Origin of the sequence: Cystobacter fuscus DSM 2262 (genome assembly GCF_000335475.2) — a bacterium.
Taxonomy (GTDB): domain Bacteria; phylum Myxococcota; class Myxococcia; order Myxococcales; family Myxococcaceae; genus Cystobacter; species Cystobacter fuscus.
In genome coordinates this window covers 294,546-321,395 of the sequence record NZ_ANAH02000009.1, presented here as the reverse complement: position 1 = coordinate 321,395, position 26,850 = coordinate 294,546, and the positions used below count along the sequence as shown (strand labels likewise).

Annotated in this window: 18 protein-coding genes; 9 read left to right on the top strand and 9 right to left on the bottom strand. The window is 67.7% G+C overall.

Going from position 1 to position 26,850, the window contains the following annotated elements; genetic code table 11:
* The first annotated feature begins 42 nt into the window (after positions 1 to 42).
* From D187_RS17620 to D187_RS17610, 3 genes are all read left to right on the top strand, one after another.
* Entirely contained in the window at positions 43 to 639 is a 597-nt protein-coding gene (locus D187_RS17620) for a TetR/AcrR family transcriptional regulator (protein WP_002626614.1), read from the top strand.
* Between the two features lie 118 nt (positions 640 to 757).
* A complete protein-coding gene (locus D187_RS17615) occupies positions 758 to 1,948 on the top strand; it encodes a pyridoxal phosphate-dependent aminotransferase (protein WP_438356955.1) in 1,191 nt (396 codons plus the stop codon).
* A gap of 24 nt (positions 1,949 to 1,972) precedes the next feature.
* Positions 1,973 to 3,145: an FAD-dependent monooxygenase gene (locus D187_RS17610; protein ID WP_002626612.1), complete on the top strand. Its 1,173-nt coding sequence runs from the start codon at positions 1,973 to 1,975 to the stop codon at positions 3,143 to 3,145.
* Between the two features lie 21 nt (positions 3,146 to 3,166).
* Here the strand turns inward: D187_RS17610 and D187_RS17605 are convergent, their stop codons facing one another.
* Positions 3,167 to 4,387: a cyclic nucleotide-binding domain-containing protein gene (locus tag D187_RS17605; protein ID WP_002626611.1), complete on the bottom strand. Its 1,221-nt coding sequence runs from the start codon at positions 4,385 to 4,387 to the stop codon at positions 3,167 to 3,169.
* Between the two features lie 254 nt (positions 4,388 to 4,641).
* Here D187_RS17605 and D187_RS17600 point away from each other — a divergent pair, with 254 nt between their 5' ends.
* Positions 4,642 to 6,759: an FUSC family protein gene (locus D187_RS17600; protein WP_002626610.1), complete on the top strand. Its 2,118-nt coding sequence runs from the start codon at positions 4,642 to 4,644 to the stop codon at positions 6,757 to 6,759.
* A gap of 1 nt (position 6,760) precedes the next feature.
* Here the strand turns inward: D187_RS17600 and D187_RS17595 are convergent, their stop codons facing one another.
* Positions 6,761 to 8,134, bottom strand: a complete 1,374-nt coding sequence (locus D187_RS17595; protein ID WP_002626609.1) for a ribonuclease H-like domain-containing protein — start codon at positions 8,132 to 8,134, stop codon at positions 6,761 to 6,763.
* A 12-nt stretch (positions 8,135 to 8,146) separates the two neighbouring features.
* Positions 8,147 to 10,564 carry a DEAD/DEAH box helicase gene (locus tag D187_RS17590; RefSeq protein WP_043430430.1) on the bottom strand — a complete coding sequence of 806 codons (2,418 nt, stop codon included), beginning with the start codon at positions 10,562 to 10,564 and terminating at the stop codon, positions 8,147 to 8,149.
* A gap of 1,229 nt (positions 10,565 to 11,793) precedes the next feature.
* Here D187_RS17590 and D187_RS17585 point away from each other — a divergent pair.
* Positions 11,794 to 12,996 (top strand): ISAs1 family transposase, encoded by a 1,203-nt coding sequence (locus D187_RS17585; RefSeq protein ID WP_245591757.1) that lies wholly within the window; start codon positions 11,794 to 11,796, stop codon positions 12,994 to 12,996.
* Positions 12,997 to 13,120: 124 nt separating this feature from the next.
* Here D187_RS17585 and D187_RS17580 read toward each other — a convergent pair whose 3' ends face one another.
* On the bottom strand, positions 13,121 to 14,098 hold the full coding sequence (locus D187_RS17580) for an HNH endonuclease (RefSeq protein ID WP_020918105.1): 978 nt from the start codon (positions 14,096 to 14,098) through the stop codon (positions 13,121 to 13,123).
* A gap of 92 nt (positions 14,099 to 14,190) precedes the next feature.
* On the bottom strand, positions 14,191 to 14,427 hold the full coding sequence (locus D187_RS17575) for a hypothetical protein (protein ID WP_051256400.1): 237 nt from the start codon (positions 14,425 to 14,427) through the stop codon (positions 14,191 to 14,193).
* A 395-nt stretch (positions 14,428 to 14,822) separates the two neighbouring features.
* Between D187_RS17575 and D187_RS17570 the strand changes: the two genes are divergently transcribed.
* Positions 14,823 to 15,572, top strand: coding sequence for a hypothetical protein (locus tag D187_RS17570; RefSeq protein WP_002643442.1), 750 nt, complete (start codon positions 14,823 to 14,825; stop codon positions 15,570 to 15,572).
* A gap of 34 nt (positions 15,573 to 15,606) precedes the next feature.
* Here D187_RS17570 and D187_RS17565 read toward each other — a convergent pair whose 3' ends face one another.
* Positions 15,607 to 16,581, bottom strand: coding sequence for a type VI immunity family protein (locus D187_RS17565; protein ID WP_002643443.1), 975 nt, complete (start codon positions 16,579 to 16,581; stop codon positions 15,607 to 15,609).
* A 90-nt stretch (positions 16,582 to 16,671) separates the two neighbouring features.
* Between D187_RS17565 and D187_RS55215 the strand changes: the two genes are divergently transcribed.
* Positions 16,672 to 17,508 carry a hypothetical protein gene (locus D187_RS55215; protein ID WP_155893406.1) on the top strand — a complete coding sequence of 279 codons (837 nt, stop codon included), beginning with the start codon at positions 16,672 to 16,674 and terminating at the stop codon, positions 17,506 to 17,508.
* Positions 17,505 to 18,401: a type VI immunity family protein gene (locus tag D187_RS17560; protein WP_076606180.1), complete on the top strand. Its 897-nt coding sequence runs from the start codon at positions 17,505 to 17,507 to the stop codon at positions 18,399 to 18,401. Before D187_RS55215 ends, D187_RS17560 begins: the two co-directional genes overlap by 4 nt.
* Positions 18,402 to 18,427: 26 nt before the next feature.
* Here the strand turns inward: D187_RS17560 and D187_RS50020 are convergent, their stop codons facing one another.
* On the bottom strand, positions 18,428 to 18,886 hold the full coding sequence (locus D187_RS50020) for a DUF2127 domain-containing protein (RefSeq protein ID WP_002643446.1): 459 nt from the start codon (positions 18,884 to 18,886) through the stop codon (positions 18,428 to 18,430).
* Positions 18,887 to 19,196: 310 nt separating this feature from the next.
* Between D187_RS50020 and D187_RS17550 the strand changes: the two genes are divergently transcribed.
* Positions 19,197 to 20,204, top strand: coding sequence for an endonuclease/exonuclease/phosphatase family protein (locus tag D187_RS17550; protein WP_043430265.1), 1,008 nt, complete (start codon positions 19,197 to 19,199; stop codon positions 20,202 to 20,204).
* A gap of 27 nt (positions 20,205 to 20,231) precedes the next feature.
* Here D187_RS17550 and D187_RS17545 read toward each other — a convergent pair whose 3' ends face one another.
* Together D187_RS17545 and D187_RS17540 are read right to left on the bottom strand one after the other, a co-directional pair.
* Positions 20,232 to 21,257 carry a pirin family protein gene (locus D187_RS17545; RefSeq protein ID WP_002643448.1) on the bottom strand — a complete coding sequence of 342 codons (1,026 nt, stop codon included), beginning with the start codon at positions 21,255 to 21,257 and terminating at the stop codon, positions 20,232 to 20,234.
* Positions 21,258 to 21,362: 105 nt separating this feature from the next.
* A complete protein-coding gene (locus D187_RS17540; RefSeq protein WP_002643449.1) occupies positions 21,363 to 26,750 on the bottom strand; it encodes a trifunctional serine/threonine-protein kinase/ATP-binding protein/sensor histidine kinase in 5,388 nt (1,795 codons plus the stop codon).
* Positions 26,751 to 26,850: the final 100 nt, after the last annotated feature.

Sequence of the window (26,850 nt, the reverse complement as noted above, 5' to 3'; positions counted from 1 at the left end):
CGGCACCTCCGGGTACAGCCATGATAGGTTGCCCGGGCCCCCATGCCTCGCACGGAAGCACAGAACCAGCGGTTGAAGGCGGAGCGACGGCGTGCCCTGCTGGAGGCGGCCCGGCGGGTCTTCGCGCGCAAGGGACTCGCGGCGAGCAAGATGACGGACCTGGCCGCCGCGGCGGGCATCAGCTACGGGCTCGTCTACCACTACTTCCCGGACAAGGAGTCCGTGTTCGCCGCGCTCGTCGAGGAGTCCGTACAACAGGGCATCCAGCTCGTCGCCGAGGCTCGCCAGCACTCCGGCTCCCCGTGGGAGCAGTTGCAGTGGCTGTGCACCCGGGTGTTGGACGGCGTCCAGCGCGAGCCGTCCTTCCCGCTCATCCTCGTGCAGGCCCACGCGAGCGAGAGCGTCCCCGGTCCCGTCGGACAGGCGCTGGAGCGCTACAGCTCGCAGTTCTTCCAACAACTCGTGACGCTCATCGAGGCGGGCCAGGAAGAGGGCCGGGTGGTGCGCACGCCCGCGGCCGAGCTCGCGTGGATGTGGTTGGCCACCATCCAGGGGCTCGCGCTGATGCGCATCCTCCCCCACATGAATCACGTGCCGTACCCCAAGACGAACACCCTGCTGCGGCTCTTCGCGCCGTGAATCATTCAGATGAAAGCGCGTGCCCTCCTCCGCTAGCGTGCGGCGGGTGAGCGAAGACTCCTTTCCCGCGTTCCGCACCGTGCCGCGCACGGGCGTCATCTACGTCACCACCGAGGCCATGCGCCGGGGCTACAAGGGGGGGGACCCCGACTGGTGCAACCTTGGCCAGGGCCAGCCCGAAACGGATGAGCTGCCCGGAGCCCCGCCGCGCGTGGGCCAGGTCACGGTGGACATGAACGACCTGGAGTACGCCCCGGTGGCCGGACTCTGGGAGGTGCGCGAGACGATCGCCTCGCTCTACAACCGCCTCTACCGGCGCGGCCTGCCGAGCCAGTACAGCGCGGAGAACGTCGCGCTCTCCGGCGGAGGACGCACCGCGCTCACCCGCGCCGCCGCGAGCCTCGGCTCCGTCAACCTCGGCCACTTCCTGCCCGACTACACCGCCTACGAGGAGCTGCTGGACGTCTTCAAGGCCTTCACCTCCATCCCCATCCTCCTGGAGGGCGAGCGCGGCTATGCCTTCACCCACGAGGACTTGCGCCGCGAGGTGCAGGGCCGGGGCCTGTCCGCCCTGCTCTTCTCCAACCCCTGCAACCCCACGGGCAAGCTCGTGCAGGGCGAGGAGCTGGCGCGCTGGGTGGGCGTCGCCCGGGAGCTGGAGTGCACCCTGCTCATCGACGAGTTCTACTCGCACTACATCTGGACGGGCCGCCCGGGTCAGCTCCCCATCGAGAGCGCCGCGCGCTACGTGGAGGACGTGAACCGCGACCCCGTCGTGCTCTTCGACGGCCTCACCAAGAACTGGCGCTACCCGGGCTGGCGCATGACGTGGACCGTGGGGCCCCGCCAGGTCATCGAGGCGGTGTCCAGCGCGGGCAGTTTCCTCGACGGCGGCGGCAGCCGGCCCCTGCAGCGCGCCGCCATCCCCCTGCTCGAGGAGGAGCTCGTGGTGAAGGAGACGCTCGCCATCCACCGCCACTTCCGCGACAAGCGCGACCGCTTCCACTCGCGCCTGGAGCGCCTGGGCATCCGCACGGATCGCCCGCCCGATGGCACCTTCTACATCTGGGGCAACGTGTCCGGCCTGCCCGCGCCCCTCAATGACGGCATGGGCTTCTTCCGCGCCGCGCTGGAGCAGAAGATCATCGCCGTGCCGGGGGAGTTCTTCGACGTGAACCCCGGCAAGCGCCGCGCCCGCCCCTCGCGCTTCCGCAACTACGTGCGCCTGTCCTTCGGCCCCTCCCAGGACGTGCTGGAGAAGGCCGTGGATCGGCTGGAAGCCCTGATCCTCCCGCGCACCACGGGCTGAGAGCCCCCCACCCGGAGTCGCCCCATGTCCGCCTCTCCCACCCCGACGAGCTCCTCCACCCGCCACGTGCTCATCGCGGGAGGCGGCATTGGGGGGCTCACCCTGGCCCGCGCCCTGCGCCAGGCGGGCATCACCTCCACCGTGTTCGAGCGCGCCGAGGTCCTGCGCCCGGTGGGCGCGGGCATCACCGTGCAGATGAACGCCATGAAGGCGCTGCGCTCCATCGGCCTGGCGGAGGCGGTGAGCCAGGAGGGGCAGCCCCTCACCTCCCTGGCCACACTCACCGGCTCCGGCGGGGTGCTCACCCGCGTCGACCTCGAGCAGCTCTCACGGGAGCTGGGAGAGTCGGCCATCGCCATCCGCCGCTCCCGCCTGCAGGCGGTCCTGCTCTCCGGGCTCGAGGAGGGCCAGGTGCGCACGGGACGCGCGGTGACGGGCTTCCACGACGATGGCGAGCGCGTGACGGTGCGCCTGTCGGATGGCACCACCGCCACGGGAGACCTGCTGGTGGGCGCGGACGGGCTCCACTCCGTGGTGCGCCAGACGCTGTGGGGCGATGCTCCGCGCTACTCGGGCTACACGAGCTGGCGGGGTATGACGACACTGCCGCCCCAGGCCCACCCCACCAGCGCCAGCGAGAGCTGGGGGCCCGGCGCCCGCTTCGGCATCGTCCCCGTGGGGCACGGCGAGGTGTACTGGTACGCCACCCGGAACGCCCCCGCGGGAGTCCGGGATGAACCCGGCCGCGCCCGCGAGGCCCTGCTCCAGTACTTCGGCGGCTGGCACGCGCCCATCGCCGCCATCCTCGACGCCACGTCCGAGGAGAACATCTTCCGCACCGACATCCATGACCGGGTGCCGCTCGCGCGCTGGAGCCAGGGCCGGGTGACCCTGCTCGGAGACGCCGCCCACCCCATGACACCCAACATGGGACAGGGCGGCTGTCAGGCCATCGAGGACGCCGTGGTGCTCGCCCGCTGCCTGGCCCGGGAGCCCGAGCCCTCCCTCGCGCTCGCCGGGTACGAGCGCCGCCGGCTCCCGCGCGCCAACCAGTTCGTGTCCCGCTCCTTCCAGCTCGGACGCCTCGCCCAGCTCGAGAACACCGCGGTCCGCTTCCTGCGCGACACCCTCATGCGCCTCGTCCCCGCGGGGGCCGCGCTCCGGCAGGTGCGCGACGTCATGCGCTTCGAGCCCTGAGCAGGGGACTCGGACCCGAGGCTAGGCCCCGTCCAGCTCGTAGCTGGACACGAGCTGGGCGGTGCGCTGGAGGCGCTCGGAGCTCAGACGGAAGAGCGCCTCGCGCAGCCCGGTGTTCATCACGATGAGCCGCTCCACGTCCGCGCGCGCCAGCCGCAACAGCGTGCAGGGGGTGTCGGCGATCACCGAGGCGGTGGCGGGCAGGCCGAGCAGCACGGAGAGCTCGCCGAACATGTCCCCCTCGTGCAGCGACGGATGCTCGTTCTCGTGACCATCCGGGAGGCGGTGCACCACGCGGCACTGGCCCCGGAGCAGCAGGTAGAGGGCGTCACCGGGCTGTCCCTGGACGAGCAGGCTCTGGCCGGCCGACACCGCGTGGAACTGGACGGCCTTCGTCATGGCCTCGCGCTGCAGGGGCGTGAGGGAGAACAGCAGCGGGTTGCCCCGCAGGATGTTGGCCAGCAGCCGCACCTGGTAGAAGGACCGCAGCATGTGCGCCACCGAGGGGTGCAGCTCGGCGAGCCGCTCCACCTGCTCCCGCGTCAGCTCGAACACCACGGTGCGCGTGGCGGCCACCACGCTCGCCAGCCGCGGAGCGTCCGACAGCAAGGCCATCTCCCCGAAGAAGTCGCCCTCGCCCAGGCAGGCCACCTTGCGGTTCTGCCCGCCATCCCCCTGCCGCACCACGTCCACGCGCCCTTCCACGATGGCGAACAGGGACTGGCCCGCCTCGCCTTCCGTGATGAGGGTGGCCCCTGGCTCGAAGGGCTTGAGCTTCAACTCCTCCACCACCGCCAGGAACGCCTCCGGGCTCAGCTTCGAGAAGAGCGGGATGCGCGGGAGCACCTCTTCGCCCTCCTCGTGCGACTCCTGGAAGGTGGCGGACACCACGGGCGCGGGCGTCAGCCGGGGCTGGGGGCGCGCGTGGCCCGCGTGGAAGTCCGCCAGCAACCGCTGGGTGGGGCCATGACCCGGCTCGAGATGGAGGATGAGCTTGCACAAGGCGATGGCGCGCAGCAGCCACCCCTGACGGGCCCAGGCCTTGGCCACGTCCGTGTACGTCTCGATGGCCTCCTGCTTGCGACCCAGCCGCTGGAGCAGCTCGGCCACCTTCTGGCGGCTGGCCAGGTCCTCCGGCGCGGCCCGGGTGATGTGCCGGTACTCGACGAGCGCCGCCTCCCACTGCCCACTGGCGAAGAGTTGAGCGGCGTTGTCCTTGTGCTCGCGAAGTGTCTCGACCATGGCGTGCCTCCGTGCGATGCCGGGCCGCCTCAGCGGCGGCCCCCGTTCATGAAGAGACAGTGCACGAAGAAGGGGGGCACCCGATGTGACGGCGTCCACAGCCAGCGAGTGAGGTGCGTCACACCCGGCCCCACGCGAGGCCTCCCGGTACGGGCGCTCTCGAGCGACTCACGCCGCCCCGGAGCCCCAGCGGCCAGGGGAACGGGCATGCACGAGCCGGCCTTCCATCCGCACCCTTGCGGCGGAGGAACGGCTTGCGACATCTCCAGCACCGCCTGAATCCCACGCACCTGTGGGACCTGTTCGTGATTTCCGACCCCGACCTGGGACGGCTGCGCAAGGGCCTGCGCGCCGCCCTGAGCGCGGGCCTCGCCGCCCTCATCCTCTCCCGGCTCGCGCGCCTGCTCGGCGAGCCACCCACCGTCACCATGGTGGGCACCATGGTGGCGATGATGGGCTCGCAGCTCGCCACGGACCCGGAACCCCGCGAGCAGCGCCTCACCACCGCGCTCCTCGTCGTGCCCGCGCTGACCTCGGCCGTCCTGGGCACGCTCGCCGCCCAGATTCCCCTGCTCGGCGCCGCGGCCTTCGCGGTCACCATCTTCGTCTCCACCTTCGTGCGCAGGTTCGGCCCCCGGGGACTGGCGCTCGGGATGATTGGCTTCTTCTCCTTCTTCAACGCCCTCTTCTTCCACGCCCAGCTCTCGCAGGTGCCCGCGCTCGCGGGGGCCATGGTGATAGCCGTCGGCATCGCGTACACGGTGCGCTTCGTGCTCGTCCCGGACCGCCCCGACCATGTCCTGCGGCGCACCGTGCGGGCCTTTCGCAAGACGATCGATGTCGTGCTGTGGGAGCTCGCGGACATCCCCGAGCAGCCCCGGATGACCTGTGCCCTGTTGCGCCGGCTGCTCCGGCAGGCGGATCGCCTGAGTGACGCGGCGCTCGCGGTGGAGGACCTGGTCTCCCGCGGCCACTCCGACCTGAGACAGCGGCTCTTCGAGCTGGAGCTCGCCGCCAACCGCGTGCTCCGCTCCGTGCAACAGGTGGTCGACTCGGGCGCGTTGTCACCGGGGGCGCGAGCGGACCTCCGCCAGGCCCTGGTGTCGGCGCGGGTCGCCATCCGCGACCGGGACCCGGCGGCGGCCCAGGCGATGAGGGCGTACCTCGACCGGGTGCTGGAAGCGCCCGGAGACGAGCGGGGCCGGGTGGACGCCCAGCGCATCCACCGTGCCCTGACGGATCTGCTCGAGGCCGCCGAGCGGCTTCCCCGCGAACATGCACCGCTCGCCCCGGAGCAGGCCGCCGCGCCCACGGACAAGGCCGCGCCGGGCCCGCTCGCGCGCACGGGCCTCCATCCCTCCACGCGCCAGGCGATTCAAGTCACCGTGGCGAGCGTCATCGCGATGGCGGTGGGCTACGCGGTGTCCGCCGAGCGCTGGTACTGGGCCGTCATCACCGCCTTCGTCATCTTCACGCGCACGCGCTCGCGGGGGGACACGCTGCAGCGCGCCTGGGCGCGGGTGCTGGGAACGGTGCTCGGCGTGCTGGCCGGACTGTTACTCGCCGGGGCCGTCAGTGGCCATGCCGGCATCGAGCTGGTGAGCATCTTCGTGTGCGTCTTCTTCGGCTTCTATCTGATTCAAATCTCCTACGCGTGGATGGTGTTCTGGTTCACCACGCTCTTGTCCGTGCTCTATGGCTTGCTCGGCCGCTTCACCCCGGAGCTGCTCTGGCTGCGCATCGAGGAGACGATGATTGGCGCGGCCGCCGGTGCCATCATCGCCCTCATCCTCTTCCCCGAGCGCACCACGGCGCAGATCCAGACCTCCGCCCGGCAGGTACTGGACGCGGTGTGCGAGTACCTCGAGGAGGCCGTGGTGAAGCGCACCCCGGAGACGGAGCCGGCCCGGCTGCTCGACTCCGCGCGGGTGCTGGACGCGCGCCTGCGCGACCTGCGCGCCGCGGCGCAACCGCTCACCGGAGGGCTCCGGCACTTCACCCCGCGCGCGACGCACACCCTGCGGACCGTGTCCGAGCTCGTCCTGTCCGTGCGGCACCTGGAGATGGGGCGCGGGCTGATGGAGATGAACGACGCGTCGCGGGAGCTGTTGCGCGAGGCGGCGGAGCGGCTCGCGAACAACGCCCGGGTGATGGCGAGCGCGCTGGGCCAGGAGGCGACTCCCCACGTCGAGCCCGCGTCCACGCTCATCCAGGAGGCCCGGCACCGCCTCGCGCCCGAGGAGGCCGCCCGCCGGGGCACCGCCAGCCCCTTCCGCCTCCTGCACTGGCTCACGCGCGTGGATGACATGCTCACGCAACTGGCCAGCACGGAGCGGCAACCGCCCCGGGTGCTCGTGCCCTGGCGGGCCTAGCTCAGAGCGGCTCGCCCAAATCCAGGGTGGAGGCGCGCGTCGCCTTGGACAGCTTGCGCTCCAAGCGCTCGACGCGGCGGCGCAGGGCCTCGCCGCTCTCGGCGGGCGGACAGAGCCGGGCGTGGTGGAGCGCGCGCGGCAGATCCTTGAGCCCGTGCTCGTACAGCTTGGTCAAGGACAGGTGGAGCGGCGCCGTCTGGTCCTTCCGGGCCGACGCGAGCGCCCGCTGCAGGTTGGCCACCGCCGTGCGGACATCCCCGCCCCGGCGCGACAACCGCGAGGCGAGCGCGAGCGCCTCGGCCCGCACCGCGCCCGAGTCTCCCGCCGCCGCGGCCTGGGCGAAGGCCAGGGCCCGCTCGGGGTCTCTCGCCCGGAGCGCCACGCCCGCGAAGCCCAGCATGTCCCTCGGGTCCTCCCCTTCCGCGCCGCTCGCGCGGAAGCGCCGCGCCAGCAGGCCCAGCAGGGCCGCCAGCAAGAGGAGATCATTCACGTTGTGCTCCAGCACGGGCGTCAGGGCCGAGCCCTCGGCGCCGCGCAGGAAGCGGAAGTACAGCTCCGGGATGAGCGCCCCGTCCACGTCGCCCACGCGGTGGAAGCCGAGCACCTGCTCCTCCAGGTGCACCAGCCGCGTCCCGCTGCCCCGGTGCTTGAAGACGCGGCGAGCGCAGTGCAGCAGGTCCAGGTGCGGCAGCTCGGCGGGGACGGGCACGCGGTTGAGCACGAAGCGGGTGCGCAAGAGCGGCCAGTCGAAGCTCTTGCCGTTGAACGTCACGAGGCACGAGGCCTGGGCCATGCGCGCGGCCAGCTCCCGCAGGAGCGGAGCCTCCTCGCCCAGCCGGCGCAGGAAGAGCTGGTGCACGCGCAACGAGCGGCCCTCGAACCAGGCGAGGCCCACGAGGAAGGGCACCGTGCCCGTACCGCCCGCGAGCCCCGTCGTCTCCGTGTCCAGGAAGAGCATCCGCTGGAAGTCCACGCCCGCGAGGCCCGGCTGCAACGCGAGGCTCGCCACGAGCGAGGCTTCCGCGTCCAGCGCCTCCGCGAGCGGCGCGCTTCCGTGGTGGTGCTCCGGAGACAGCAGGCGCTCGGCGACGTGGATGACCCCATGCGGCGTCGTCCGGGGCTCGGCGGGGAGAGGACCCGGAGGAGGCTGCGGAGGACCCCGGCGGAGCGCCGTCCCGTGACGTTCGGTCAGCTCTCCGAGCATCCGGCGCAACATGGCCACGCGCGCGGCCTGCTCCGCCGAGGGCGCCTCGGGCTCCACGGCGGGAGCGGGAGCGGGAACCACGGGAGTGGCCGGAGCCGGAGTCGCGGACGCGCCCGGCTTGCCCCCGGGACCCACGCCGCCAAGCCGCGCCAGCTTGCGCTTCAAGTCCACGGTGCACCTCGCCTATTGCAGGGCCACGACCCCGAGCGCCGAGAGGATCTCCAGCGAGAGCCGCTTGCGCGGATGCTCCTCCACCGGAGCACTGCCCGGGAAGGAGCCCGCCGCCGGGCCGATACAGGCGGGGCAGCCCTCCTCGCACGAGCACCCCTCCAGGAGCCGGCGCGCGCGCCGCAACAGCTCCTCGCGCTGATCGAACAACCGCGCCGCCAGGCCCACGCCGCCGGGGATGTTGTCGTAGAGGAAGATGGTCGGATCGAAGCCCACGCCGCCGTCCTTGCGCGGCGGCCCGTCCGCGTCGTCCTTGCTCCCGAGCGTCTTGCCCAGGTCCCTCGGGTCGATCATCAGCCCCACGCACGCCACGGTGCGCAGCGCGGTGGCGATGCCCCGGAGCGCGTCGATGACGGCGGGGCGCGGCGCGCCGAACGAGCGCACCACCGTCTCGGGCACGGTGAGCCAGAGCGAAGTGGTGTGCATCTGCATCTCCGGCAGGGCCACCTCGCCGTAGCCCACGTTCTCGTGGGTGTGGAACTTGATCTTCTTGTAGCCCACCACCTTCTCGATGACGCTCACCTCGCCCATGCCCGCCTGGAGCGTGGGCCCCATGGGGGAGCCCTGGTCCTCCTGGATGACGTTGACGCGCACGTACGTCATCGCGTCGGTGAAGTAGTCGGGCGCCACCTTGCGCACGTAGGCCTTGTGGTTGTCGTAGTCGAAGCGCTCGACCTGATACTGCTCGGCCTCGTGCTGGTAGATGGCCTGCTCGTGCAACATGGTGTGCGCCGAGCGGAAGTCCATCTCCGCGAGCGTGCGATCCGTGCCCAGCTCGATGATGACCACGTTGTCCCAGCCCACGCTGCGCAGCGACACGTGGTTGGCCGGGTACGCGTCCGAGGACCAGTGGAACATCTTGCGGCCCTCGGGGCCGGGCGAGGGGTGCACCACCTCGTGCTGGGACAGGTAGCCGAGCGCGTCGGTGACGGACTCGGCCGGCACGTCCCCGAAGGTGTCGCCCTCGGCGAAGGGCAGCTCGAAGGCGGCGCACTTGAGGTGCTGCACGAGGATCTCCACGTTGTCCGGATCGATGCGCGCGTGCTCCACCGGGGCGCCCGTGAGGAAGCGGGGATCCGAGGCGAGGTACTGGTCCAACGGAGCGCTGGAGGTGACCAGGAGCGCGAGGCTGCCCGCGCCCCGGCGGCCGGCGCGGCCGAAGCGCTGCATGAGCGCGGCCACCGAGCCCGGGTAGCCCGCGCACACCACGGCGTCCAGCGAGCCGATGTCGATGCCGAGCTCCAGCGCGTTGGTGGCCACCACGCAGCGCACCTCGCCGGCGCGCAGGGCGGCCTCGGTGGCGCGGCGCGTGCCGGGCAGGTAGCCGCCGCGGTAGCCCTGGATGAGGTTCGGGTCCATCTTCTCGGCCACGAACTTGTCGCGCAGGTACTTGAGCATCACCTCCACGGAGTTGCGCGACTGGGCGAAGAGGAGCGTGGACACCTCGGCGCGCACGAGGTCCGCGGTGAGGCGCACGGCGCTCTTGAGGTAGCTGGCGCGGATGCCCAGCTCGGCGTTGACCACGGGGGGGTTGTAGACCATGACGCGGCGCTCGCCGGCGGGGGCGCCGCTCTCGGAGATGAGCGCCACCTCGCGGCCCAGCATCCGCTCGGCGTGGGCCTTGGGGTTGCCGATGGTGGCCGAGGCCAGGATGAAGGTGGGCGAGGAGCCATGGAAGGCCGCCACGCGTTGCAGGCGGCGCAGCACGTTGGCCAGGTGCGAGCCGAACACGCCCCGGTAGGTGTGCAGCTCGTCGATGACGACGTAGCGCAGGTTGGAGAAGAGGCGGGCCCAGCTCGCGTGGTGCGGGAGGATGCCGGTGTGCAGCATGTCCGGGTTGGTGAGCAGCACGCCGCTGCGCTCGCGGGCGGCGCGCCGGGCATCCGCCGGGGTGTCCCCGTCGAAGGTGATGGCGCCGTGCTCCAGGCCCGCCTCGCGCATGAAGACGCGCAGGGACTCTTCCTGATCGCGCGAGAGCGCCTTGGTGGGAAAGAGGTAGAGGGCCCGGGCCTGGGGCTCGCGCGCGAAGCGGTCCAGCAGGGGCAGGTTGTAGCAGAGGCTCTTGCCCGAGGCGGTGGGCGTGGCGATGACGAGGTTCTTGCCCAAGTGGGCCAGCTCGTACGCCTCGGCCTGGTGGGAGAAGAGCCGCTCGATGCCGCGGCGGCGCAGGGCCTCGCGCACCTGGGGGGCCACGCCCTCGGGGATGGGCGCATGGGCACCGGGCCGGGCCGGGGTCACCTCGTCCAGGACGATGTCGGGCCAGATCTGGTTGTTCTCGCGCCACCCCTGGAGGACGGCATCGAGTCCGCGAGGTCCCGTCCAGGGCTTGCGCCGAGACCCGGTGAAAGCCCCTTCTTCCTTCTCTGGCTTCATGAGGCCGGCCACTGTACAGACGTACACCCGGAGGGGCAACGTGCAACGCTCTCCCGGGAGCCCTGTTCTCGGGAAGAGCCGGCAGGACCTACAACCCACCAACGGCCGCCGAGCACCCCCTTCCCAGGGGATGCACATGGAACCGCACTGCCGACCGTCCATCCCGTAAACCAGCTTCACTGCCTCAGCCGAAGGCCGCATGAACCGCGGACCTTGACCAGCCCCAAATGGGGAAAGTCGAGTCCGCGCTGCTTACAGGTGAAGCCGTGCCTCGCTCCGCTCGTGGTGGGCACCAAGCATGTGAAAAACTTCGCAGACACGCGCCCCCGTGGTGCCGCTTCCACGCATCTCGATGAAAGGCTAGCTTTTCATGGTATTTCAATTAAACCCGAATCAATAAATGAGAGTGTCCATGAAGCGGCAAATCTTGCTGTTGATCGGCTGTGGCTTCTTGAGCTTCTTTGGCCTTGGGTGCGGTACTGCGGCAGAAGAGCCGACTCCCCCAACCGAAGAACGGACCCATGAGGATTCTCAGAGCGGCGAGTCCTCTGATGGGGAGGTACATGCTCTTGCCAGGAACTGCAAAGTCGAATGCAGCGCGGTGAGCATCTCAACTGGAGCGGCGTGCGCGCCGTTCACTGGTTTCGGCTCTACAAAGTTCCTTGGAGGTTGCACAAAGGCATGTAGGTTTGCCAATGATGATGCGCAGGGGCAGGCAGCGCAGGCGGGTTGTCGGCTAACGACGTGTGGGCAAACCTGCCCATATTAGCCTCACGCGGTGTCTCACGAGGTGTCAGACAATTCGTAAGACTCTCACGAGGTGTCAGACACGAGCGAAGGCGAGCGAAGGTGTCAGGCACTTCGTAGCTGCCCCTGGAATACATGCTCGTGGTGGAAGCGCAGGTACTCCGACTTGGGGCGAACACCGTCTGAAGGAACAACGAGCTGGGACAGGCTTGATTCAAAGTCCCACGAGAGAAGTTATCCCACCTGGACCTACGGGCGAGGTAAGGTGCCCATCCATGGGACGAGGTGGCGCGGGCAGCGGTGGGCTGATCGCGAGGCACGAGTCCGGCACAGGTAGGACGCGGGCCAGATGAGGCCGTTGGAGAGTCGACGTGGACGGGGAGAAAAACCGGGGCGGGAGAGCTGGCGGGCCCTCCACACCCCCTGAGAAGCAAACAGGGACGAGGAAGCAGCAGGGAGCAAACACCTCGGCCGTGCAGCAGATGCTGACGCGATTGGGACTGACGTTCAAGGAGATAGTGGACCCGCGGGCCAGTCGCGGCAAGAGGCACGGGTTGGGGGCGCTCCTGTCGCTGCTGGTGGTGGGGATGGCGACGGGAAGAAGAGTGCTGCGACAGGTAGAGGCATTGGGGGAGGACCTGGTGCGTGAAGGGACGGAGCCGAAGGGGTTGAGCGGAGCGGTGTCGGACACGACGTTGGATAGACTGCTCAGTCAGCTTGGGCCCGAGGGATGGGACAAGGTGTTGCAGCAGTCGGTGCGGACAGCACTCGAGCAGGGAGTGCTGAGGCAAGACAGGCTGGCGGCGGGAGTGGTGTCGATTGACGGCAAGGCGGGGGAGAGCACGCGAGGACAAGCGCCGTGCGAGCCCTGTCACACACTCCGGGATGAGCAAGGGCAGGAGTATTGGTACCCCTTCGCGCTCCGGGCGGCGCTCACCAGCAGCAGGGCGTGCCCGGTGCTCGACCAGATGATGTTGGAAGGCAAGCAAGGAGAAGCGACGGCCTTCGCGAAGTTGCTCGGACGAGTCGTGGAGAAGTATGGCGAGCACTTCAAGTATGTGACAGGGGACGCGGGGCTGACGAGCGCGGCGAACGCGAGGGCGGTGAGGGAAGCGGGCAAACATTACCTGTTCGCGCTCAAGGAGAACTTCAGCCGGTTGCACGACGTGGCGTGGATAGCGCTGGCAACGGCCCCGGTACAGGTGAGAGTGAGAGAGAAGGCGCGGGGCGAGTGGGTGGAAAGGGAGTTGAGAGTCACGCCCGTACCCGAGACAGAAGAGTTTCCCGAAGCCCGGCAATGGATATGGGTGCGCAGCACGCGGGAGCGCGAGGGGCGTTTGCCCGAGGTGGAGACGCGACTGTTTCTCACCTCCATTCCCAGTGGGGAGTTGTCGGGGGAGCAGATGCTGACAGTAGTGAGAGGGCATTGGGGAATAGAGAACGGGCCGAACTGGACGGCGGACGTGGTGCTGGAGGAAGACACGGCCTCGGCCAGCCTACGGGGGCAGGCTCCCGTGGTGCTCAGTTGGCTGCGGCTGCTGGCCTACAACCTGTTGGCGTTGGTGCGCACACACCTGCCCCCAAAAGACGGCAGGCCCGTGTCCTATGCTCGCACCCAGGAAGTGCTCTACCAAGGCTTGCTGGGCCTGGCGGTGCTCCCGGAGACTCTGGCCGCACTTGCCTGAGCGCCCGCCAGCGCCTGGCTCCGGTCTCCTCTGCTTCCACCTCCTCGGCTTCGCGGGTCCGTCTTCAGCCAGTATCCCTCCCCGGGGGGCGCCTCTCGCGAGGGCCGTCTGGGAGAACGCCACCTCATTGCCTGATACGGCTTGTCTCCCTCCCACCCCTCCTCAAAACCTCCCCCCAGGACTTTGGATCAAGCCTGACGAGCTGGGAGCCCAGGATGCGCTCGCCGAAATACCACTCCGTCCCCGCATCGGCGGCCATGCTCGCCCGCAGGGGTTGCGCCCGGTGGATGCGCAACCCCCCGTTGATGGTGAGCAATCCCGTGTCGAAGGCCGCGTCATGCGTGGGGCAGGCCGTGATGCCATTGGCGACGTCCATCCGCTCCTTGTCGGTCGAAACGGCCCACGGCTTGATGTGAGAAGCCACGAGCAGCCGATGACCACGAAGCCCGCTCGGCGCGAAGCCACAGAAGCCGCAGCGGTGCGCATAGTTCTCCAGCACGCGGGTGGCGAAGCGATGCTGACCAAGCCGGACCCGCTGCTCCACCAGGCGCGTCGTCCGCGACTCGCCCAGATGAAAGGACTGCTCGAGCTGCACCAGCTCGCCACGATGCTCGTGAAGCACCTGGTCGATCTCACCCGAACCCAGCTCGTCCTGACCCAGGAGTTCCACGGCACCGACCTGCAAAACTCCGAGCACGTCCGGGACGCGCTCCGGCCCCAACGCCACGTCCCGAGCCGCCCGCAGGACGGTCTGGTACAACGCCGCGAAGCGATCCGGCTCCTGGGCCAACCGGGAGAAGAGTTCTGGCTCCAGCCGGGCGCTGTTCTTCCGGGAGCCATCCAGGTTCAGCATCTTGCTCGTCAGGGAGCCCGGCGTGCGTCGCAGGGTGTGCGCCAGGAGCTTCACCCCATCGGGAAGGCTGTTGATGTTCGAGCCTCCGAAGGAGTGGGGATTGAGCACGAAGAACAGGGCGTAGCAGAGCAGCACCTCGATGGGCAGGAAGGGCTCCTGCCGCTTGCGCTCGATCCGCTCGCGAACCTGGAGCCACTGCCGGCGGGCCTCGCCCTCACCCAGCTCCAGGTATGCGGCCAGCTCCGTCATGACGCGCAGTCTGCCAGGTTCCTCACACGCGAGACCACCCCGTGGGTCCCAAGGAAGAAAAGTGTCCGTAGCGGGCAGCGGGCTGCCGAGCATTACCTTCCCAAAGGATGGACCCGCACCACGCGCCCGAGGACGGCGCGGCGACTCGCCCAACCGTTCACCTTGCCCACGTTGTTGCCGATGAGCAGCCGGTCCACGGTGGCCTGCTTCAACAGATGCAGAAGGAAGCCCCCCCTCCACCGAACCAGCACCACGTCTCCGGCCTCCACCACGGCCGGGTCAACGGGACCCAACGTGACCGGCTGCCCATCCTCGATCCGTCCTCGCATCGAGCCGCCTCGCGGCCGGACCGTGACCTCTTCTCCCCTCGTCAACGCGCTGACCGCATCGGTCGCCCATCCCATCGTGTTGCTCCTCGTCAGGAATTCGCGCCGCCAGACGTCCCGACTCCCTCCGATCTGACGCCAAGCAATCCCCGAGTCTCGGGCTACGTCCGTGCGTCCCGGCCACCACGGTCCTGACCACTACCCGGTCGGCTCGCTCGTCTCGCTCCCGAAGGAAGACCCACACCGCTCCGGCCATCCGTGAGCCGCGGAAAGCGCAGCACCCGGGCTCTCGCTCTCCTCGCGGAATCGCTCATTGAACCTAACAAGACCTCTCTCTTGACTTGACTTGAGCGGTCAAATCCGCTGCCGTGTGGGCACAGTCCAGCAAGGGGCGTCACATGGCGGATGAAGAGCGCGGGAAGGACAGCGGGGAGGGGCCGTTCCTGCTCGGCAAGAGCTACGAGGAGGTGGGGCCGGAGCTGGGCCGCCTCTACGAAGCGCGGCATGGATGGACAGGCAGGGCGGCCCTGACGCTGCTGCCGGGAGCGGGCGTGGACTGGCGACCCGAGGGAGCCTGGGAGCTGCGGGTCTATTGCCGGCCTGGCACATCCTCCATGTCACTGACGGTGGTGCGTTCGCCCGACTCGGCGCAGGTGTCGGAGTTGACGAACGTCTTCGTGCAGATGACCGCCGCCCTCACGCGTGTGGAGGACAACCCCAAGGTACAGGCCCACATTGCTCGGGGAGCCGTGCGTCCCTGGGGGCGGTGGGCCGCGTGCGTCGCAGCGGGCGCCGCCGTGCTCGCGCTGGGTGTCTGGATCCAAGAGGTGGGTGCTTCGATGCAATCGGAACTCACCTCTTGGGACGAGGCAGGAAAGAGGCCCTCTCAGCTCAATGCGCCAATTCTGGCCAATACAGGTGAGCCATCAACAACGTCCATCGCCTATCCCCTGCCCTACGAGCCTTTCCGCAATCAGGCGAAAGCTCCCTGTAGACCTGATCTGGGTGAGGTTGAGATCAACGGAGGCTGCTGGGTGACGCTTGAGCGGCGCCCTCCCTGCACCGCCGTCCAGGCCGAGTACCAGGGCAAGTGCTACATGCCCGTCTCGAAGGACCGGGGCCGCCCGCCGCAGTCCGCGAAACCGTGAATGGCCTCTGGGCGTGAAGAGGCCCCAGCAAGGGTCACTCGTCGAGAAAGCGGCGCCACCAGCGGCGGGCTGTATCGGGAAGGCAGTCCCGCCAGGACTTCTCTGGGAAGGGATAGAGCCAGGGCTCGAGCACGCGCGCCAACTCGCGGTAGGCGGGCAGCGTGTCGCCTCGGTGCAGGTCACCCGCCTCGGGGCCAGGGCCCAGTGACACCAGGACTCGCCCGCCCTCGAGTGAGTGCACGGTGGTGGAAGGGGAATGCAGCCGAGAACGGAGCGCCTCGGCACCTCCCACCTGGGACAACACCTCCGGGCCCAGGAAATTGAGCCAGTGCACGCCATCCACGCGCGTGCCCAGTTCCCGCTGACCGTGTGTCACGTCCAGGCCTGGGTAGAGTAGCGCCTCCTCATGGATGTCCTTCATGGAGGGTCCCCAGAGGTTCGGGGAGGAGAAGGCGAGCCCCGCGTGACCCGAGGAATAGGGCAGCAGCGCGGCCAGCGCCATCATCTCTTCCCTCATCCGCCCGGGACCACACTCCTCCAGGTCTTCCGTGGGCCAGGAAAAGCTCACCAGACTCACCTGATTCTTCGGAGGCACGCGCCACGGCAGACGGGCCCAGTAGAAGAAGCCGTAACCAGTGACGCCGCGCTCCTCGCTCGACAATTCCACCATCCGGTCGAACTGGTTCTTCATCTGCATCAAGCGGAGTTGCTCATCCGCCTCGTCATCGAGGAAATACTCCTCGTCCGAAGTGGAGAGCATCTGGCGGATGTTCGACCAACTGTCCTCGTGAAGAGCAGCGGGCTCGTACCCCAAGGAGTACTCCGAGAAGCTCTCGGGCCCCGTCCCAACCGCGTCCAGGTACATATCGAGAGCACGCTGGATGGGAAGCGCGAGCGCGTCATGATTGAACGGCAGGTGCAACACCAGCCGGATGACCTCTCTCCGCACGAGCACATCACCGTCTGGCCCCTGCTCATGGTGGCGAATTCGAGGATATGCGCTGCTCATCGGCTGACTCCGGCTAAAACTCCAGGCCCATGACGACCCCGCCATCTACCACGTACCATCCGCCCGGGCAGCGAGGATGGCGCACCACGAATGCGCTCTTCCTCCATTGACGGCATCCATGCCACACTCTCCCGCCTCATCCAACGAGGTGACATGCCGACTCCAAGGAACATCCGGAGCAAGTGGGGAGTACTGGTCGCATTGACCTTGATCCCGGCCAGTTACGCCTTCGACAGCGCCACGAGCGCCTGTCGGCAGAAACCAGATTACTGCGCCACCGTGATGGGCGAAGAAACAGTGGTCCCCACGGTCCGGGGTGGTGCCGAACTTGCGTCCATCTCCTCCACGCTCCGTGTCCTCACCGCCTCCACCCGGTCGAGCATCGAAGATGCCTTGGTGGAGTGCGCGCAGCAGGCCCACGCGGAGGTCAATGACCTACGCATGGGCGGTCGTAGTCCCTCGCGAGAACAATGTCAGGAAGTCTTGGAAGTGGACGCATGTGGCAGGAAGGTGACTCGGGCCATGCGCCTGGGTAGAGAAAAGCACACACTCGCCCTCCAGTGTGCACAGGCGAAGCTGGAGATCCTGGCACCAGGCAGCTTCAGCATGGAGCCACGCTACCGGTACGACCGTCAAACAGGACAAAAGCAGTTGCTTGGTTCAAAGGAAACACGAGAACTCCTACGAAAAAGTTGCGGCGACGAACTCGTGGGGACGCTCGTACCGGACGTGGTCATCCACTCAGGCGATCCACTTCGGATTCTGGCTATCTACGACTTCAAGTTCCCCTGCCCTATCAGCAATGAGCCCCAGTGGAACAAGTACCCACAGGGACACCCTTATTCTGAACTCAACCAGGGGAAAGCGTACAAAGAATTATCAGGCGTCGAACCTTTTCGCGTTGCTCCTGTTTGGAAAATCCAATGAGCGCTCACTATCCACGAATACGATACCCCGCCTGGCATGGTGGGTTGTTGATTCGCGAGGGCATCCGCATCTGCCTCTACATGAATCATCCGCATGAAGAGATTGCATCCAAGGTGGCAAGCTCGATGGAAACCTACCTGCAAGCCGTCGGGCCAGGTACACCCTCATGGTCGCCCGATTACAATGGCGATTGGTGGGAATTGGATGACTCGGCGCGGAACAAGACCTTACGCGAGCTGAGAGATGAGCACGCTTCCGGCGACCTCCTTTTCAAATGGTGTGACAGCCCGGAGTCAGCCCGCGGCTACGAAGTCGAGTATTGCGGAAAGCTACCGGACAGCCTGGATCGAAACGCCGTCAGTGCAGTGTCCTTCTGGCTCCCCACCGAGTACCTGGAAGAAAAGGGACCGGAGCACGTGCGAGAACTCATGTGGGAACTCGCGGACCCCCTGCCCTTCTGCTCTGGCCACGCGGGCCTCGCATTCAACCACGTTGGCATTCCGAGAGAACTTTCATTCCTGCGCTTTCGCCACCCGGGACTGGACGACACCGAACTGGGGCATGTGTCCTGGAACATCGGCACACGGATCCGCGGTCCCGCGTGGATGAACTTCCTGGGTGCCCCCGTGCTCGACGAACTGGGAGGAGTCACCGGCCTGCGCTCCCGCTTCTCTTCTCAGGAGGTCCGCATTCAAGAGATGCCCGGCAACCGGGCTGTCGTCACCCTGGGCTCCTGGCCCGAAGCGGGTGACACCGAGCAGGGCCGGGACCTGCCCCTCTACCGCGAGTGGGCACGCGCACTGGAGCCCTGGCTCTACCAGGAGCCCCGTACTCAATACCCTATCGACGGAGAGGAGACCTTGCGCTGGGAGCGCCGCTTCCTCGACAGGTGACGTCGCGAGGAGAAGGGCCAGTTCCCCTACCCGGCCGGGGGAGTCCGTCCTGAACGGGCGCGGTGGACCGGGAGTAGCCGCGCATACAGCAGGTACACGACGATCGCGGCGTTGAGGAGCAGCACGATGGCCTTGCCCACCCCCGGCTTGTGGATCAGCTCATAGACCTCGAAGGGCAGGAACAAGGACAGGTTGATCGTGACGAGCCATTCCCCCCACGGCTTTCCCAGCAGGAGCAGGAGGCCCTCGAGCGCCGTGGTGGTCCCGTCCAGCCAGGCCACCAGGGCGCTGCGTTCGATCACCTGCTCCGTCAGGTGGCCGTGGAGCCAGTTGCCAATCCGCACCAGCAAGGGCCGCGCTTCGACGAGTTCGTACGCGACGTGTTGCCCGAACGAATAGGCGGCCTCCGGATCGACCGTGAACCAGAGCGCCAGTCCGATCATCAAGACGGCCTTCACGAACTTGTAGGCGATGATCAGCCGCATTCCGAACGTTCGCGGTGCCCTCGCGTTCGAGTCCGACCCTCTGCTCCCTGTCTTCACCCATTCGCTCCCCGCGCGCAGCGCGTTGACGCGCCCCGGCATCACACCAGAGTGGCCCACGGAGCGCATACATGACGTGGCCCACCGAGGAAGATGTCGAACACTTCGTCGCGGCAACCGTCCACTACCCAGGAGGCCCCTCCTCCTCCCATGCGACGATGCGGGAAAACCCGTACACTCGCTCGACACGGAGGTCTTCTCCGGGGGGCGGGGCGCCCGCCAGCGCACCGGGATTCGAATTCAGGAGACGCGAATGTCGCGATTCAAGGTAGGGACTTTCAATGTGCTCAATCTCGCCCTGCCGGGGCAGGTGACCTATCCGAACGACAGGCCGTTCAGCAAGGAAGAGTACGCGAACAAGATCGCATGGATTGGCGGCCAGTTGCGACGGATGGATGCCGAGGTCGTCGGCTTCCAGGAAGTGTGGCATCTGGATGCGCTGAAGGACGCCGTCCAGGCGGGAAATCCCGGGAGCGCCCCCCTCCATGTGATGGTCGCGACCCAGGAGCAGAAGGCCCCCCAGGTGGGGCTGGCGACCTCACTGGAAGTCGTCCGGACGATCACTCACCAGGATTTTCCAGACGGCTTCGAGCTCACGGTCTCCGGGATTCCCGGCCCCATCAAGTCGTTCTCCCGTCCGGTGTTGCAGGCAGACCTGAAGCTGCCGACGGGCCTGGAGCTGTCCGTGCTCGTCGCGCATCTCAAGTCCAAGCGCCCGTTGCTGGACGAGGAGACGGAGTCGGACGCCAAGAACATCGCCCTGGGCAGCGCGCGCTCCCTCATGGTCCGCTCCGCCGAGGCCTATGCCCTGCGCTGCATCCTGCTCAAGCTGATGGAGGGGACGCAGCGGCCCGTGGTCCTGCTCGGAGACCTGAACGACTCCGCCTTGTCCGTCACGACGGTGATCGTCTCGGGCACGCCCCCCGTGCATTACCTGCCCCATGACGAGAAGCAAGCCATCTGGGATGTGCTGCTCTACAACGCCTTCGACATCCAGGCGCGACAGAACACCCGGCGGGATGTCAGCTACAGCCACATCTACAATGGCTATTACGACACCCTGGACCAAATCTATGTCTCCCAGGAGTTCAGCCGGGTCAATCCCAGACGGCTGGGCGAGGTGGAGTACGTCCACTACTTCAATGACCACCTCGTGGACCGGACCTTGAGCCGGGAGCGGCCCGACCGCATCCAGTCCGACCACGGCCAGGTGGTGGCCACCCTCCGCGTGACGGAGCCGCCCCCCCGCCGCGCCTCATAGAAGGCCACCTCCCGGTGCCGGATGGCCTCAGCGAGCTGGCCGCTCGATGCGGCCGTCCGCGTGCCGCGCGAACCGGCCCTCCTCGCGCGAGTGCACCGGGTCGTCCTTCCCGAACGGCCAGCCGCCGAAGCGCGTGCGCTGGTAGTCGTTGAACGCCTGCTGGATCTCCGCGCGGGTGTTCATCACGAAGGGGCCGTACTGCACGACGGGCTGCCCGATGGGGCGCCCCTGCAACATCAGCACCTCGACCGCGCCGCCCTGAGCCTCGAGCCGCAGCGCGACATCGCTCTGCACGGCCAATATCTGGTGCTCACGGACGACGTGGTCCGCGACCTTCAGCGCGTCGCCCTCGAAGAAGTAGAGCGTGCGCTGGGCGCGCGGGTTCTTCGCGGGCGGAAGGGTCCACGTCGCACCGGGCTCGAGGCGCACGGTCCAGATGGCCACGTCGGTGTCCGGACGCGAGGCCCACGAGCGGGGCGGCGGCGGCGGCGCGCGCCGGCCCTCGAGCTCGCCCGCGGCGACCGTCACCTCGGTGCGCCGGCCCGCCGCGTCGGTGAACGTGAGGCGGGGGATGTCCTGGCTCCAGAGCATCGAGAAGTGGGGGGGCGCGTGCTTGTCCTCGGCCGGGAGGTTCAGCCAGATCTGGAACAGCTCGGTGGGGTTGGGCTCGCCCTTCTTCACGAGCGGGAACATCTCCGAGTGCACGATGCCCGCGCCCGCGGTCAACCACTGCACGTCGCCGTAGCCGAAGCGCGCGGTGGCGCCGAGCGAGTCCGAGTGGTCGATGAACCCGTTGCGCACCAGCGTCACCGTCTCGAAACCGCGGTGCGGGTGCCCGGGGAAGCCCGGCACCTGCTCACCGTGGTACATGCTCCAGCCGTCTTTCCCCGCGAAGTCCTGGCCAAGGTTGCGGCCGTCGAGCGAGGCCTCCGGTCCCAGATGCTCGTTACCGGCGGGGTAGTGGTCGTCATGGTGCACGCAGAACAGGAACGGATCCGCGGTCACCCAGGGGGGTGAGCCAAGGGGCAGGGTCTGGAGGATGGGGCTCTTCATGGCGGGTCCTCTTATCACGGGGGCTTCGTCTCATCCGATGCGGCATGCCCCTTCTTGATTCGGGGCACTTCCAGACACGTCGTAGCGGTCCCCGGAACACACCGCTCAACCATCGCCCGTACGCTTGGGCAGCGTCACCACGAACTCGGTGTACTGGCCTTCCTCGCTCGTGAACTCCAGCGTGCCCCCGTGGCCCTGCACCACGATGTCGTGGCTGATGGACAGGCCCAGTCCCGTGCCCTCTCCAGAGGATTTGGTGGTGAAGAAGGGAGTGAAGATCTTCTCCCTGCTCGCCGCGCTGATGCCCGGCCCATTGTCCCGGATGCGGATTTCGAACCGGTCCCCCAGGTCACGCGTCTTCACGGCCAGCACGGGGGTAAAGGCCTCGCCCAGCGCGCTCTTCTTGAGCGCGAGCGCGTAGAGCGCGTTGTTCGTGAGGTTGAGGATGACGCGCCCGAGGTTCTCCGGCGTGACGAGCTCGTTGCCCAGGCGCTCGTCGTAATCCTCCTGGAGCACTGCTCCGAGCATGGTGGCCCCCGGCCGGGAGCCATGGCCCACGATGGTGAGGTTGACGTGCTCCCGCACGAGCTCGTTGATGCCCACCCGGCTGGGTCTGCCAACGCCCGAGCGCGCGTGCTCGAGCATCGCGCGGATGATGCGGTCGGCTCGCGAGCCATGCTCGGAGATCCTCGTCGCGGCGAGGGTCAGCTCGTCGAGCACCTCGTCCACCATCGGAGTGCCCTCCCGTGCCGGGGTGTCACGCTGGCCTTGGAGCGCCTCGCGGAGCTCGTCGATGAGACCCACCGCGGACTGGGCGAAGTTGTTGACGAAGTTGAGTGGATTCTTGAGCTCGTGGGCGATGCCCGAGGTGAGACTGCCGAGGGAGGCGAGCTTCTCCTGGAGGACTAGCTGCTTCTGCGTCTCGCGCAGGGTGCGCAGCGTGTCGGAGAGCTCGCGCGTGCGCTCCTTCACCCGGGCCTCCAGGGTGTCATAGAGCTTGGCGTTCTCGAGGGAGATGGCGCTCTGCGCGGCCAGCAGCTCGAGCACCTCGCAGCGCTCGGGCGTGAAGGCGTTGGCCAGCAGCTCGTTCTCCAGGTAGAGCAGGCCCACGCGCTTCTTCTGGTAGAGGATGGGCATGCACAGCACCGACTTGGGCTGGCGCTCGCGGATGTAGGGATCCGACTGGAAGCCCTCCGCCCGGGAGGCGTCGCCGAGCACCACCACCGATTGCGTGCGCTCCACATAGCGCATGATGGCGCGTGAGAAGCCAATCGGAAGCTGTTCCAGGTTCTCGTGGAGCGTGACCGTGTTCGCTTCGTCCTGGAGCGAGATCTGCGCCATGGCGACGAGTGGCCGCTCGCCCTCGAGCACGAGCAGGCCCGAGCGGGCCCCGGCGTTCTCGACGACGATGCGCACCAGCTTCTTGAGCAGCTCGGTGAGGACGACCTCGCCGGAGATGGCCTGCGAGGCCTTGACGACACTCACCAGATCGAGCGCATGGGAGGAATGAGAGTCCTGGGACGAGGTGGTGGTGCTGATGGCGGTGCGCGGAGCAGTGGTGGTGGATCCATTGGAGGACACCGCCACCGTGCGCAACTCCGGGAAGGTGCGATCGATATCCCGCACCTTCGCCTCGGCCCCCCACAGGTGGTAGAGGTGGCGCGCCTTGGCCATGAAGAAGCGCGCGACCTCGGATTCTCCCCTCTGCCGAAGGAAGGCGGCGAACAGCTCGGTGGCGAGCGCCTCGTCGTTGATGTACTCGTGCTCCCGGGCGAGGGAGATGGCCCGGTAGTACTCCGTGCGCGCCTGCTCCACCTCGCCGCGCACGCGGTGGCGCTCCGCTTCCAGCAAGGCATGCCTGGCCCCGTAGTTCATCGGTGCGTGGTGGGCCCAGGCCTTCATCTTCGTCACGCCCCCATCAATGCGCTCCATGGCGCGTTCACGTTCCTCCGGGGGCAGCTCCGGGTAGAGCGACAGGCGCGTGAGCGTGTCGAAGAGCTGGAACTGGGGGCCATAGGGAGTGGACGCCGCCCCGCGCAGGTAGTGCTCGGCCCTCGTGGCCTGCTCGAGCGCTTCGGCCTGGCGTCCGAACAGGAAGCAGAGCTGGAGCTTGTGGGTGAAGAACGTGGCGAGACCGAATGTGTCGTTCGCCTCGAAGTGGATGGGCAGCATCGTCCGCTCGTCGTACGCGGATCCGACGAGAAGCCAGGGCTGCTCGGACAGTCCCCTCAGGTTCTGCACGGCCTGATGCTGGATCCGCGTGTAATTCAGCGCGCTCTTCTGCTCGAGCTGTGCGATGGCCTGGACCCACCGGGCGTTTCGCTGATCGAGTTCCGAGAGCTCATGCCCAAGGAGGAAGGAGCTCATCGCGGCCCACTCCACCCCCCACCCGGCGAACTCGAGATCCCCAACCTCCAATCCCATCTGGTAGACATCCTGGAAGCCACGAAGGCAGTCACGCAGGTGTTCCTTCCAGTGCCGGATGCACATGTTCCAGATGAAGTGCGTGCGTGGAACATACTCCCGGGCCTCGTAGCGATCGAGCAGCCGCAGCGCCAGCTTTCCGAATGCATAGGCGGAGTCGATGTCTCCGAGCGCCTCGGCGAGAAGAATGCCATACGTGCCATGGCCATAGGCCAATGCTCCCGTATTGCCATACTCCACCGCGATCACGACCTGACGGAGCGTGGTGAGGGGAAAGAGCAGCGGCTCGGAGACAAATGAAGCGGAGGCGATGATCGCGAAGATCCGTGTCGCCGCGAGCATCACCGGATCCGTCATCGGGGGCAGGTCGATGAGGTCCTCGATGCGACGCTCTCCAATGGCGGCCCGGGTCTCCGCGAGCGCGGCCGCGAGATGCTCGAGGGTCGGCTGTTCCGGGAACTCGATGCCGAGCAGCGCCAGGATCCGGCGTGCGGTCAGAACCGAGTCCTTGAGCCGATTCTGGAGGATGTAGGCCTGGATCCTCATCTCGTAGACCCGGACCAGGTCGAGCGTGCCGCGAGCGTGTTGCAGGACCTCGGCGGCGTGGAGTTCCATGCGCGGGAAGTCCGTGCACAGGAAGCTCGCCTCCACCATCTGGGTGTGGAGCCCGAGCGCCAGCGTGTAACACCGCGTCCAGCGCTCGGGGCCCAGGAGCAACAGCCCCTTCTCCAGATACCCCAACGTGGCCACATGCGCGGCGGAGGACTGCGCCTTGCGCCCGGCCATGAGATTGAGCTCCGCCAGCTCGTCCCGCTCCGCCTGCCCGGTGATCAGCTCCGCACCGAGGTTGAGGTGTCCCACGATGGTGAAGAGTTCCTCGTTGCGCTCTCCCTCGCTGAGCGCCGAGCGCATCAGGCGGCCGATCCGCAGGTGGACCTCCCGCCGTCTGTCCTCGGGGATGAGGGAGTAGGCCGCCTGCTGTACGCGGTCATGCAGGAAACGGTAGACGACCCTGGCGCTCGCACCCGGCTCCTCCTGCTCGACGTAGGCCGCGGCGGCGGAGCGATCCTCGATGAACTTGTAGGCGTCTCCCACGGGCAGGACCAGCCCCTCGCGCAGCCCCGCCCAGAGCGACTCCGCTGTCTCCAGGGGCGCGCGCGCGTCGACAATGGCCAGGGTCTTGAGGTCGAAGCTGTTGCCAATGCACGCCGCCAGCCAGAGGACGCGCTGCGCATCCGCCGGAAGCTTTTGAATCTTCGTGGCCATCAGCGCCACGACGTTGTCCGTCATGGGCGTGTGGACGAGCCGGTCCATGTCCCACGCCCACCTGCCCACCCGCGCGTCGAAGTGGATCAGCCCCTCCTGGGACAGGGACAGCAGGAACTGTCCCAGGAAGAAGGGGTTGCCCTCGGTCTTGCGCAGACAGAGCTCCGCCAGGGACTCGACGTCGGCGGGGGCGCGGCCCAGGGTGTCGGCGAGCATTTCGATACAGTGCTCGCGGCCCAGCGGGCCAAGGGTGATGGTGCCCACGGTGGCACCAGCCGCCTGCATCTCCTCGAGAAGGGAGCGGAGCGGGTGCGACGTGCCCGCCTCGTTGTCGCGGTAGGCCCCCACGAGGAGCAGGTGCCGCGTGCCCGGGTCGGTCATCAACCGCTCGATCAACTTGAGCGAGGGCAGGTCGGCCCACTGCAAGTCGTCGAGGAACACCACCAGCGGGTGCTCCGGCCCGGCGAAGCTGCGCACGAAGCCCTCGAAGACGAGGTGGAAGCGGTTCTGCGCCTCGGTGGGCGGCAGCTCGGGGGCTCGTGGCTGCGCTCCGACGATGAACTCGACCTCGGGGATGACGTCGATGATGACAGAGGCGTTGGGGCCCAGGACGCCCAGCAACTTCTCCTTCCATTGAGCCAGGCGCTCCGTGGGTTCGGTCAGCAACTGCCGCATCAGCTCCCGCAGTGCCTGGATGAGGGAGTCATAGGGAATGTTCCGGTTGAACTGGTCGAACTTGCCGGAGACGAAGTGTCCACGGCGTTGCACGATGGGCTTGTGCACCTCGTGCACGAGCGCGCTCTTGCCGATGCCCGAGTAGCCGGCGACGAGCACCAGTTCCGCCCGACCCTCGGCCGCCCGGTCGAAAATGGAGAGCAGCTCGTCGATCTCCCGCTGGCGCCCGTAGAGCTTCTGGGGGAGTTGCAAGCGCTCGGACACGTCATCACGCCCGAGTTCGAAGGACGAGACATGGCCCGTGGCCTGGAGCTCGTCCTGACAACGCCGCAGGTCACGCACCAAGGCGAAGGCGCTCTGGTAGCGATCCTCGGCCCGCTTGGACAAAAGGCGCATGACGAGCTGGGAGACAGCGGCGGGCACGCCAGGCACCAGCTCGTGGGGAGGCACTGGCACCCGTGCGATGTGGCAGTGGACGAGCTCCATCGGGTCCGTGGCGGAGAAGGGGAGCCGGCCCGTGAGGAGTTGATAGAAGGTGACGCCCAGCGAGTAGAAGTCCGCGCGGTAGTCGATGGCCCGGTTCATGCGGCCCGTCGCTTCCGGCGACATGTAGGGGAGCGTTCCCTCGAGCACGTGGGGGTTGAGGACAGCGGGCGTCTCGCGCACCAACTCCGTCGCGATACCGAAGTCGATGAGCTTGAGCTCGTCGGTGTCCGGGTTCCAGACGATGTTGGAGGGGTTGATGTCCTTGTGGATGACCTGCCGTTGGTGGACGTGGCCCAGGATGTCCGCGAGCCGCGGAGCCATGCGCAGGAAGCGCGACAACCCCAGGGCTCGGCCTCCCAGCTGGAGAGCGAGCGACTGGCCGCCAAAATCCTCCAGGACGAGGGCCATGCTCGTTCCGAAACGCTCCAGGGCCAGCACCTGGATGACTCCGTCCATCGCGAGCGCCCGCGTCAAGCGGTACTCGCGATGGAATCGGGCGACGTGCTCGGTGCTGGGGAACTCCGCATTCAACACCTTCAGCACCACCGGCAGCGCATCCGCGAGCCGCGTCGCCCGATAGATGATGGACCTGGTACTGGTGAACAACGTCTGTTGAATGGAATACCCGGCAATTGGATTCATCGGCCCCAAGACCTCTACGGTACCATGGCGCTCACTGCTTCCTCGTGAGGTGAGCAGGCAAGAACAAGATGTACCCGGATTCGGATGTTATGTGGGCCCC